This window comes from Dysgonomonas sp. UBA7710, assembly GCF_002482385.1.
Classification (GTDB): Bacteria; Bacteroidota; Bacteroidia; order Bacteroidales; family Dysgonomonadaceae; genus Dysgonomonas.
This window is the reverse complement of the sequence record NZ_DLFW01000041.1, coordinates 177,613-190,147: the sequence shown is the minus strand read 5'-3', so window position 1 is coordinate 190,147 and position 12,535 is coordinate 177,613. Positions and strand designations below refer to the sequence as shown.

The following is a 12,535-nucleotide window of genomic DNA, read 5'->3' as shown; positions in this document are numbered from 1 at the left end:
TATGCAAATATATTAAATAAATATCTAATAGATGAAGAAAAATAAAAGAAACTGTGTAGAAAAAGCCTTCTGAAGAGAAGGCTTTTATTTTGTTTTAAGAAGGCTTTTATCTTTGGGCTTCCAGTGTATATGTAAAGCTGTCAGCTCTGTAATAACCGATGTTGTATTCTATTGGCACATCGTTGATATCATATACAAAACGTTTTCGGATCAGTATAGGGTCGTTGGGAGATATTTCCAGCTTATCGGCTATAAAGTCTCCGGCTAATCTGGCACAGATCTCTTCTTTAGATGTTTTAACGACTATATCATAATTATGTTCTAACAATTCGTACAGAGGAATGTTGAAGTTTTCTTCTCCCGTAAGAGGTATGCTGGGATTGAAATAAGATATGAAATATACGAAGGGATATTCTTCGCTTCCGCGGACCCGTTCTAGTTTCAGGCAACGTGTATCTACTTCTACATTGAAGAAATCGGCTACTTCTTTATATACTTTTTGAGTTCCGATAAAAAGCTCAAAGTTCTTAATCTTAATCCCCAGCATTTTCATCTCCTGTGAGAAGCTCAACCAGTTTTTCACCCCGCCGACAAAGCCTTTCCGGGCGACTTTGGTTCCATAACCTTTTCTGCGTACAAGAAGTCCTTCGAATACAAGTTTGTTAATCGCCTGCCTTAATGTGTTCCTGGATATATTAAATTGTTTGGACAATTCAATCTCTTTGGGTAGCAGCTTCCCGTTTTTGTATTCTTCTTCGTCTATCAATCTTCGCAGAAATTCCTCTGCTTGCAGATGAAGAGGCTTTGAGCTTTCACGATTAACTTCTATTTTCATAGCTTATTGTTTATATGAATTGTTCAACTGTTTTACAAAATAACATAAAAAAATATTGGTAAACAAAAAAAGATATATATATTTGCACAATAATATATATGTATGAACATATATTGTTTTTGGAATAATATTTAATAAATGATATACTATGAGGAAGCCCAATTATGACAGATATCCCGCAACAAAGATCAAAGGTGCTATAATAGAGGGATGGAGTGGTATTTTACAGTCATTAAAAGGTACGTTAAGTACATGTTCTGTTATTGGTATAGATATGTATGTAGGTGTTCACGAAGACGAAGTTTTATCACATATTAGTAATATAGAACCTGACCTGATATATAAGACGAGGGATTTGTTTAAGCCGGAAGATGAAATTAGGAAAATGACAGAGCGGTTTATGACCGATGATGTCTTATTCGGATATATGACTAACTTGTCGATGATAGACTATTTCGATACAGAAAAATTGACAGAAGCCCGAATCAAAATTGAAAACTGTAAAGGTACTGTCATTGTTGTCGGCAGTGGGGCGTCGCTGGTAGTTCCCGATTCAGCCTGTATTGTGTATATTGATATGGCACGATGGGAGATACAGCAGCGATTCCGTTCACGCAGTATTATGGCTCTGGGGCTGGACGACAGAAATGAAGCTATTTCTTTGCAACATAAACGGGGATACTTTAACGACTGGAAAATATGTGATGCGCATAAGAACACCTTATATAACAAGGTTTCGTACTGGATGGACACTCACATTAAGGGGCAGCCGAAAATGATAGACAGGGAGACTTTTTTTAATGGTATTGAAATGACGATAAAGAAGCCTTTCAGGGTAGTTCCGTTCTTTGATCCGGCGCCATGGGGCGGCCAATGGATGAGGAATACATTCGATTTGGATAAGGATAATGTGAATTATGGGTGGTGTTTCGATTGTGTCCCTGAAGAAAATAGTCTATTCTTGAATGTCAGTGGAACCCTGTTTGAGATGCCCGCAGTAAATGTGGTGTTCCTGAAAAGCCGTGAATTATTAGGAGAGCCTGTCGAATCCCGCTTTGGAAAGGAATTTCCTATCCGTTTCGATTTTCTGGATACAGTACAGGGAGGAAGCCTGAGCCTTCAGGTGCATCCGACAACACAGTTTGTGCACGAATCTTTTGGTATACATTATACACAGGACGAGAGTTACTACATGGTTGATGCCAAAGAAGATGCTGTTGTATATCTTGGACTGAAAACAGGGATAGACAAAGACGAAATGATTCGCGACCTGGAAAAGGCAGAAAGAGGTAAGATCGTATTCGACGCAGACAAATATGCTAATAAGATCCCTGCTAAAAAGCACGATCATTTTCTGATACCCAGTGGAACTGTACATTGTTCCGGACCACAGGGGGTTGTTCTCGAAATCAGTTCTACACCCAACCTATTTACATTTAAACTCTGGGACTGGGAGCGATTGGGCCTTGATGGAAAACCCCGCCCCATAAATGTAGAAAGAGGTAAAAAAGTAATTGACTGGACAAGGGATACGGAATACACGCATAAGAATCTGGTGAATGTATGTTCTACTGTATCTGAAGGCGATGGGTGGCTGGAAGAAAAAACCGGATTGCACCCCAACGAATTTATTGAGACAAGAAGATTCCGTTTTTCGAAAAAGACATCTCATAAAACCAATAATAGCGTAAATGTATTGAACCTGGTAGAAGGTGAGGAAGTTATAATAGAAGACCCTAAGGGGCTGTTTGAACCTTTTGTTGTACATTATGCAGAAACATTTATAATACCGGCGGCATTGGAAGAATATACAATTACCCCGACAGGAAAATCGGAGGGGCAGGAGTGTATTGTAATAAAAGCATATGTGCGGTTTTAACAATATAGAGCTAAGCTTATGACTGAAAATAAATCAAATAGCATCAAAATACTTATACCTATCCTGTTCAGTTTCTTTGTAATGGGAATGGTGGATATAGTTGGCCTTTCGACCAATTATCTGAAAAAGGACTTCTCTCTCGATGAACTGACTTCCAGCATCATACCGATGATGGTATTTTTCTGGTTTGCGATATTTTCCATACCGACGGGATTGTTAATGAACCGGATAGGACGGAAAAAAACTGTATTGTTAGCCATTCTTATTGAATGTATTTCATTGATATTACCTTTTTTCTTCTACGATTTTTATGTGGTGATTTTCTCATTCGCCCTGTTAGGCATTGGGAATACTATATTGCAGGTCTCCCTTAATCCTTTGGTCGCTAGTATTGTGCATGATAGCAAGCTCGCCGGTACTCTGACTTTCGGCCAGTTCATTAAGGCTGTATCTTCCTTCGTAGGGCCTATTATAGCCAGCATGGCTGTGAAGAACTACGGGGACTGGAAACTTATTTTGCTTGTGTTTGCTATTACATCGCTTGTTTCGTTTGTCTGGTTGTATTTGGTGCCCATCAAAAGGGAAGAAAATGCGGATACGGAACAGGCATCCTTTGCCAATACACTAGGCTTGCTTAAAGATAGTCTTATATTGCAGATGTTTCTGGGTATTCTGCTCATAGTAGGTATAGATGTCTGTATGAATGTAAATACACCCCAGTTGCTGGAGCAAAGATTAGGCTTTACTACCGACGATGCCACATTAGGTTCCAGTCTTTACTTCGGAGCAAGAACGTTTGGCGCTTTTTTGGGATCGATTCTTCTACTGAAGATTAATCCGCCGAAGTTTATGAAAATCAATATGCTGATTGCGGTTCCGGCATTTCTTATGCTAATGTTTTTATTAGATAAATGGTTATTGTTTGCTGCCGTGTTTATAATCGGTCTGACATGTGCTAATGTGTTTTCTATTATATTTTCAGTTGCTATGCAATACCGTCCGCAAAAGGCAAATGAAATATCATCATTGATGATAATGGGGGTTGCCGGAGGTGCGGTAGTAACCCCATTGGTAGGTGTTGTGGCAAAACATTTCGGACTTGGTATCAGTTTCGGTGTTTTATTGCTAAGTGCAACCTATATCTATATATTATCACTTAAATTTGAGAAAAAATCATAGCTATGTATATTAACGATCAACGGATAGTATTAACACTCGATGCAGGAGGAACGAATTTTGTGTTCTCTGCTGTTCAGGCATATAAAGAAGTTGGAGAGCATCTTGTTTTACCTGCTGTTTCTGATAATTTGGATAAATGCCTGGAACTGCTGGTGCATGGCTTTGAAACGATAAAGGCAGGACTGGAAGCCGAACCTGTGGCGATAAGTTTTGCGTTTCCGGGGCCGGCCGATTATAAGAATGGAATAATAGGAGACTTACCCAACTTTAACGCTTTCCGTAATGGTGTCGCGTTAGGCCCGTATCTTCACAATAAATTCAAAATACCGGTATATATCAATAACGATGGGAATTTATTTGCATATGGCGAAGCATTGCATGGAGCATTACCGATGGTTAATTACTGGCTGGGAAATGCCGGAAATCCAAAACGTTATTCAAACTTATTAGGTGCAACATTAGGAACAGGTTTTGGTGCGGGAGTAGTTATAAATAAGGTACTCCTGACCGGAGATAACGGATGTGGCGGCGATGTATGGATAATGAAGAACAAAAAATATCCGGAATATATCGTCGAAGAGAGTGTAAGTATACGCGCTGTCAAGAGGGTTTATCAGGAATTGTCGGGGCAGGATAGTACAGGTCTTACACCTAAAGATATATATGACATAGCAGAAGGGAATATCTCCGGCAATCGTGAAGCGGCTATCAGAAGTTTCGAGGAGATGGGTGAAATGATAGGTGATGTGATGACCTATGTCCTTACTATTGTAGACGGTATCCTTGTTATCGGCGGTGGACTTACAGGAGCTTCAAAATATATACTTAATGGCATAATGAAAGAATTACGGGGAAATATAAGAATGTTCGGAGGAGCTTCTTTCTCCAAAACACAGATGGCTATATATAATCTGATGGATGAAGAGGATAGAAGTAAGTTTTTACAAAACGAAGATGTACAGGTGAAAGTTCCCGGAAGCGACGAACTGGTTCATTATAATAAATCGAAAAAAACAGGTATAATTATATCACATATAGGAACCAGCGAAGCAGTTATGTATGGAGCTTATGCATACGCGTTGCAACAACTGGATAATTAAAATTTGAGAAAAAAGAGATAGGTTTAGGTTTCCGGTTTTTTTTAAAGTATACCATGATATGTTTATTGTCATGGTATATTTTATTTTACCTGGTTTTATACCTTTAATCCGTGCGGCCATTGAACTTTGGCGCAGATCGCAAATCCGCCCCTTTGCCGGCAGAGGGGAATCTGTGTCGTACCGATTCGCATTAATTACTTCTAAAATGTTAAAATTCTGTATAAATAAAAACCCCGTTTATCTATACTGCAAAAACATTATGGCAAAATATGGAACAGAACTGACAGAAAAGATTGTAAACCTGATTGAAGAGGAGTTTTTTACCGTATCGCAGGTATGCAAGGCGGTAAGTATCAGCAGGGAGACCTTTTACAGCTGGATGAATACCAGAGACGATTTTCGTAGCGAAGTGGAACAGGCGGTAACACGCCGTGAGGCCGAACTGATGATGATGGTGCATGCATCGCTGAAAAAGAAGCTCGAAGGTTATTACACAACGGTAGAAAAAGATATTTATGTCCCCGGTGAACATACAGGTGAACTTGTCTTTAAGCAAAAGACAATTACAAAAAAAGAATGTCCGCCCGACCTGAGAACAATAAAGATGTTGCTGGAAAGGCAGGATAGGAAGAATGTCCTCTCCCGGTCTTCGCAAGGGGAGGAGAAAGCCGCTAAAGAATGCACAATGAAGGATGAATCCGGGATTTTGGAAAAAACAGAAGGAACAGATAATGGCATGCAGCAAAAAACGATAGAAGAAATATTGGAAACCTGTGCGGAGGCAATCACGGAGTATCCTCCGAAAAACGAACATATGGAAAGGGAGATGAAAGTACTGACTTCTTCCCAAAAAAGAAAAGCCGAACATAAAAAGAAGAAAAACACCCCGCTGGTGCGGACTTCCAGTCCGTGTCTTGTTGACAGGGCAAAAATGTTTGCTACGCAACACACAGACGGGCCGTCTGCGCCAGCAGGTGCGTCACAACTGTTAACTGATGACTGCTAACTGTTAACTGACAAAAGTGTCAGATGTGTCAGGTTTTAACAAAAACAGATACAAGTGGACGAGTAAACCAGTAGACAAGTTTTAATCTTGTATCTCGTATCTCGTTTACTTGTCAACTGATCGCTGTTTTCTGTTTCCTGCTGAAAGCAAAAATTTAACAGATAATTCTAAATTGTTCGTCGGGAAATAAAATTAATTCGTCGATTTATCGTTGTTTATAGGTGATTGAAGAGGTAATTTTAACCTATGAAGTAATTTAGGTACTAATATTAAACTAATTAACGTATGACATTACATTTTAACTCAACCCAAAGAGGGCGATTTGTTTTTTTCTTTGGGCTGATTTTCTTCTTTTTATTTTCAAATTTCACAAATGCCCAGACTTATAAAATAAAAGGAGTAGTTTACGATTCACGGACGAAAGAATCGCTGATCGGAGTTCCTATAATCGTGAAAAATAATCAGGGGCGGGGTGTTGCTTCCGACGAGAAAGGAGACTATATATTGACTCTTCCCAAAGGTAATTATACATTACAGATAGAGTACATAGGTTACGAGAAAAAAGAAATTGAAATTTCTCTCTCTAAAGATATGCGTCAGGAAATAGAACTTAAGCAATCTGCTATCGGATTAAAAGAGATAGTTGTTTCGGGTGAACGTGCCGACGCCAATGTTTCATCGCCGCAAACAGGTGTGGAGCGACTCGAAATAGAGAAAATAAATAAATTGCCTGTACTATTGGGGGAACGCGATATTATTAAAACGATCCAGCTTACACCCGGTGTACAGGGTGCAGGAGAAGGAAGCTCAGGCTTTTATGTACGGGGAGGTAGCGCCGACCAGAATATGATACTGTTGGATAATGTACCTTTATATAATGCATCGCATTTGATGGGGTTCTTTTCTACCTTCAATTCAGATGTGCTTCGTGATGTAACCTTATATAAAGGTGCTATGCCATCCCCATATGGGGAGCGTTTGGCTTCGGTACTCGATGTGCAGCAACGTAACGGCGACAATCAGGATTACCATGTATCGGGAGGTATCGGGCTTATTTCATCCAAGCTGAATGTTGAAGGCCCCATTCAGAAAGGCAAATCATCATTCCTCATTGGGGCCAGACGCACCTATGCCGATGCTATGGCCCGTTTGTCGGGCGCTAAAGATGCGCAAAATGCTTATCTCTATTTTTATGACCTGAATGCTAAAGTGCATTTTAGTTTATCGGATAAAGATCAGCTTTCTTTTTCCGGATATCTGGGAAGGGATAAAATGGTGTTGAAAGATGCTGCTGAAATCAACTGGGGCAATATGTTCGGGAATCTGAAATGGAACAGGGTTATCAATAACAAATGGAACTCCGGTACATCAGTGTTTTACAATCAGTACAATTACTATTTCGGAATGGAAATAGGGATGGATATGAATGGTAGAGCAAAGATAAAAGATTACGGAGTAAGGCAGGAGTTTATTTTTCAGCCCAATAAAAACAACCTGTGGAAAATGGGGTTAAGTTCAACTTATCACGATATAGGTCCCGGTGATTATGAACTGAATGCCGAGCAAAATAATTCATTGAACCTGCTTCACCGTTATTCTTCGGAGAATGCAATATATGCCTCTAATGAAATAAAACTCTCAGATAAACTGGAAGTTATTTATGGTCTGCGCTTATCTGCATTTATGGCGTTGGGTAAGGGTGAATTTTATAATCTGGATGAAGAGAATAATGTGACCGACAGTGTGTGGTATAAAGGCGGTAAAGTAGTTAAGACTTATGTGAATCTTGAACCCCGTCTGTCGGCTGCGTACAAACTCAACAAAGTATCATCAGTAAAGGCTGCTTATGCACGTACAGTCCAGAATATGCATTTACTGACTTACGCGGCACAGGGTACGCCGTTCGACCGTTGGACATCGAGTTCGAATAATATTAAGCCGCAGGTCGCCGACCAGGTTTCCATAGGCTATTTCCGTAATTTTTCTAATAATATGTTCGAATTTAGTGTAGAGACTTATTATAAAGATATGCGGAACCAGATAGATTATAAAGATAATGCTAACTTTCAGACATATAATGCGGTAGAGACTGAGCTGCTGTATGGTAAAGGGCGCGCTTACGGTCTTGAACTGATGTTTAAAAAGAAATTGGGACGACTTACCGGATGGGTTGGTTATACATTATCCAAATCGGAGAAAAAGATTGATGGAATAAATGAAGATAAATGGTATAATGCTTATCAGGACAGGACACATGACCTCTCTATCGTGGGCGTTTACGAACTGAACCGCAAATGGACGTTGTCTGCCGCGTGGGTATATTATACAGGTAATGCAATTACTTACCCGAGCGGTAAATATCAGATAAACGGGAAAGATGTGATGTATTACGCCGAAAGAAACGGTTACCGTATGCCGGACTATCACCGTCTGGATCTGGGGGCGACCTGCCTGTTGAAAAAGACCTCGAAATTCGAATCGGAGCTGGCATTCAGCCTTTATAATGCTTATGGAAGAGAAAATGCTTATATGATTCGTTTCCGTACCAATAATGACGATACAAGCAAGACATCGGCCTATCAGTATTCATTATTCAGGTTCGTTCCTTCAATTACATGGAATTTTAAGTTTTAACTCCAATTAATAAGACATTATGACCAATATATTCAAAATATGTAAATTGACGGCTGCAATAGTATTATTAATCTTTACAGCCTATTCCTGCGAAAAAGAAATTGATGTAGATCTCCGTACGGTACCTCCGCGTATAGTAATTGAAGGGATGGTTCCGCAAAACACGCTGGCGATGGTACGCGTAAGCCAAACGTTAGATTTTGGTGATAATAGCGGTTATCCGTTCCTGAAAGGCGCCATTGTCAAAATATCGGACGATGCCGGGAATTCGGATATACTGGAGCAGGATAATACCGGATGGTATGTAGCCCAGAAAATGAAAGGAGAAGAGGGGAGGACATACAGCTTATCCGTAAACTATGAAGGTAAAGAATATACAGCTGTGTCGAGGATGCCGAAGCAGGTAAAATTAGATTCGCTCACAATAACTAAGATTTTAGCTATGGACTATGGCTTACCCGTGGTGCATTTCACAGACCCGATCGGGAAAGAGAACGAGTATTACCGTTGCCTGGTGTACATAAATGGTAAACAGCGGGCAGATGTCGGTGAGATTGTGATAAACACTGAAAATACCGATGGCAGCGATATGCACATGCCACTTACAGTATTTTCAGCGAATGACGACGATGATCCTATTAAGCAGAATGACGAGTTGTTGATTGAATTTCAGAGTGTGGATAAGCCGTCTTATACGTTTTTCGAAAATCTGAGTCAGGCTGAAAATTCCCTGAACAATCCTACAACAAATATCAAAGGGGGAGCTTTGGGTATCTTTAGCGCATACTCTTACGACCGGATGTCTATAATTGCAAAATGGGAGGAGTAATTAGCCATATATTATCCGATTAGAAAATAGTTAAAAAAATAATTTATATATTGTCGGTGGTTTTGTGGAACCACCGGCTTTATTAATTCAATAAAATAAATATGAAAAGTAAATCTGTATTACTCTGTACATTTATAACAGTTATGCTATTTTCAGGTTGTAACGGATCGGATAATGGCAAAATTTCAAAGAAGGAAACGATGCTCTCGGTTATACATGGAAGAAAGAGTGTCCGAAGTTTTATAAAAGACAGGCCTGTGTCGGACGAAGATATTCAAACACTTATTAAATCAGGGATGGCTGCGCCTTCGGGAAAAGATACACGTCCGTGGGAATTTGTTGTTATAAACGACAGGAATATCCTGAACAGGCTGGCCGAAGAGTTGCCGACAGCTAAAATGCTTTCCCAGGCTCCTGTGGCTATTGTAGTCTGTGGTGATACAACGAAATCCTCTTACTGGTATCTGGATTGTTCCGCTGCGACACAAAACATTTTGCTGACAGCTGAAGCATTAGACTTAGGTGCGGTATGGACGGCTGCTTATCCTTATCCTGACCGGATGGGAACTGTAAGCAAAAATATAGAATTACCTTCTCAAATATTACCATTAGTGGTCATTCCGGTAGGTTATCCGATGGGACCACAAAGTGTGAAAGATAAATATGATGAGAAAAAGATACATATGAATAAATGGTAATTATACAAAAACTCTATAAATCAAATATTTATAGAGTTTTTCTTTTTGGATTTTCTGTCGTCTTCAACAACCAGACCTAAATAGCAGCGTCAGCTTCTATCTTATCCAACTTAGGTTTTAATTTATATGTATTTATCAGGCTTTTGGTTTCCATATCCCGTGGAGCCCTGTATATTTTGGAATTATCCAGTTCACAGGCCTTTAATAAGTATTCTACAGCCAGTTCTTTCTTATTCAGACGGTAACAGACGATAGCTAAAAGGTAGTTCACATTAGCTGTCTGCTCTAACTGTACCAGCAGGTTGTAGGCTCTGTCGTTATATCCCATACTCGTGAAGCATAGCGCTGTATTATAATCGGGATAGTTTGCCAGTATTTCCAGAGCTTCCCAGTATTGACGGTTTTTCAGTAAACGCAATCCTTCATAATATTCGCTTCGGAATTCACTTTGTATAGAATCTGTAGAAACCATTCCCGGACGGCTCATATTGAATGCCAATTCCACTTTATGCAGTTTAGGATAAATAGAATCACGTATGATTCTATAATCTTCTTTATATTGCTTTTTGATTTCTTCTTCACAAGCATCAGGGAATGTGGCATTGGAGATCATATGTAGTATTTCGCCTTTGTGTTCAATATCATCTCTTTTTTGGAGCAGTCTTACTAATCCGTTCCAGTCTTCTCCGATATATCGTATCTTGAAAATATTCTCTACATCTATACCGCCTCCATATGTTTTCTTTAAATGGTCTTTGACCGCTTCCACACGTTGTTTACTCAGATATGCATTGTTGTCGAAAGATCCGTCAAGAGCAGTAGAGGCAGTCATTACCACGCTATCCATATCCAAGCCTTTCTCTTTAGTGAAAACATTATAGGTACTCATAAGTGTATCGATTTGCATCCTATTGTTTTCGTGACGCACATTGAATACAGCCTTGCCTGTTGCAAATTTTGGATAAATAGTCAGGAGGCTATACATATTACGATACAATTTGGTCTTTTTTATAGTTAATGTTGTATCTATTAGCTGGTCTATAGATGATATCAGGTATGTGAGCGTATCCATTCTGGGGAAAGTATATCCGCTCTCATCTATTGCGCGTGCATGCCCTTTCATCGTGATGCGAATTTTTTTCAGGCCTGCACTGACAGGATATTCGTGATTGTAGAGATATACAAAATCTGAACCAGTATCAGCTATACTATCCAGCTTGACATCCTTACGGATTTCATAGGGTACCAATTCTCTGAATTTATAGTTCTTGAGACTGTCTTTCATCTCATTTTCTATAATCTTGTCATAGAAATAACGGTGCTTCGATATATCAACAGAATCTCTTTCACTCACTGAATGACTCTTGATATCTTCAACAGTGTGACCTTCGGCATGTACTTCTTTGAATTTCCGGGGTACTGATTTTTCTTTGATTTCCCGTTTTAATCTGTATTGAGGGAGTAATCCTGCCCGTTTTTCAAATTTTTTATTGTAGCTTGCACTTATACCTGTCGTGTCTTTATCTGTAGCCAGATTCTTCACTTTAAGAAATTCCGCCTCTCTCTGATATTTATGCCATAAGGCAAGACGGTTAGCTTCCTGTTTTACATTGAATGTCATATAACGGCCTTCCATCATCTTTTTCCATTTCTGATAATCCATCATGTCGTTCCATTCGGATTTATAGAGGCCGAGATAGAGGCTCTGACGGTCATATATATCTTTGGCTATGCCCTGTTTGTCGAGGAATATACTGTCATAATCTTTTTTGTCGACAATAGATGCCAGATATTTGTCATAGGCTTCATAACCGCTTTGTTGCTTACTGTAGAAATCTTCACCTTTTATAATTAAATCTTTTAATGGTACTACTGAATCGTTATGCAATAGTTGTGGAGTGAGTATAATACTCCAGTTCGGTGAAATTAATTCTTTAGGAACCCGTACAAGGAAATTAACCGATACCCGGCCGTCCCGTTCGGGTGTGAAACTTGAACGCGAAGTTACCACCACTTCATTTAACCGGTAGACTGTATTTGCATCCAACTTGTTTGTGGTACTATACGTTGCTTCATTACTCGCACCATTTTCTTTATTTGTATAGTTAACGACTTCGGAGAGCATTCCTCCTGAAGAGAAAGAGTCTCCTATTTCGTCTCCCGGTGGTAGCTCCAACTTCACATTTTTGTATTGCATGTAAAGTGCTTCTGTCATTATTTTATCCGAACGGCACGACATTACAGTCAGCGAAATTGAACTTACTGTCAATATGCTGTAAACTAAAGATTTTAGCGGTTTTATAGCATTTGTCGCGTTCCTCTTTTTCTCAACATTATTCTCTGTCCTTTTACAATCTTCTCTTTTCATAAATCCT

At 39.4% G+C, this 12,535-nt stretch carries 9 protein-coding genes; 7 read left to right on the top strand and 2 right to left on the bottom strand.

The features are described from left to right. Positions 1-106: 106 nt before the first annotated feature. Entirely contained in the window at positions 107-835 is a 729-nt protein-coding gene (locus B3317_RS13205) for a GntR family transcriptional regulator (protein WP_006797843.1), read from the bottom strand. Between the two features lie 148 nt (positions 836-983). Between B3317_RS13205 and B3317_RS13200 the strand changes: the two genes are divergently transcribed. The 7 genes from B3317_RS13200 to B3317_RS13170 all read left to right on the top strand — a co-directional run bounded on the left by B3317_RS13200 (position 984) and on the right by B3317_RS13170 (position 10,160). After that, on the top strand, positions 984-2,714 hold the full coding sequence (locus B3317_RS13200; RefSeq protein WP_291112351.1) for a class I mannose-6-phosphate isomerase: 1,731 nt from the start codon (positions 984-986) through the stop codon (positions 2,712-2,714). An 18-nt stretch (positions 2,715-2,732) separates the two neighbouring features. Then, the gene (locus B3317_RS13195; protein ID WP_291112349.1) at positions 2,733-3,893 is read left to right on the top strand and encodes an MFS transporter; all 1,161 of its coding nucleotides are present in this window, start codon (positions 2,733-2,735) and stop codon (positions 3,891-3,893) included. 2 nt (positions 3,894-3,895) lie between these two features. Continuing rightward, a complete protein-coding gene (locus tag B3317_RS13190) occupies positions 3,896-4,993 on the top strand; it encodes an ROK family protein (protein WP_291112347.1) in 1,098 nt (365 codons plus the stop codon). A gap of 259 nt (positions 4,994-5,252) precedes the next feature. Beyond that, positions 5,253-5,999 carry a hypothetical protein gene (locus B3317_RS13185; protein ID WP_291112345.1) on the top strand — a complete coding sequence of 249 codons (747 nt, stop codon included), beginning with the start codon at positions 5,253-5,255 and terminating at the stop codon, positions 5,997-5,999. Positions 6,000-6,284: 285 nt separating this feature from the next. Beyond that, a complete protein-coding gene (locus tag B3317_RS13180) occupies positions 6,285-8,633 on the top strand; it encodes a TonB-dependent receptor (protein ID WP_291112343.1) in 2,349 nt (782 codons plus the stop codon). Between the two features lie 19 nt (positions 8,634-8,652). Beyond that, positions 8,653-9,462, top strand: a complete 810-nt coding sequence (locus B3317_RS13175; RefSeq protein ID WP_291112341.1) for a DUF4249 domain-containing protein — start codon at positions 8,653-8,655, stop codon at positions 9,460-9,462. 101 nt (positions 9,463-9,563) lie between these two features. Continuing rightward, positions 9,564-10,160 carry a nitroreductase family protein gene (locus B3317_RS13170; RefSeq protein ID WP_291112339.1) on the top strand — a complete coding sequence of 199 codons (597 nt, stop codon included), beginning with the start codon at positions 9,564-9,566 and terminating at the stop codon, positions 10,158-10,160. Positions 10,161-10,236: 76 nt separating this feature from the next. On the opposite strand, the gene B3317_RS13165 is transcribed toward B3317_RS13170, so the two are convergent. Continuing rightward, positions 10,237-12,528, bottom strand: a complete 2,292-nt coding sequence (locus B3317_RS13165; RefSeq protein WP_291112337.1) for a hypothetical protein — start codon at positions 12,526-12,528, stop codon at positions 10,237-10,239. Positions 12,529-12,535 lie beyond the last annotated feature (7 nt).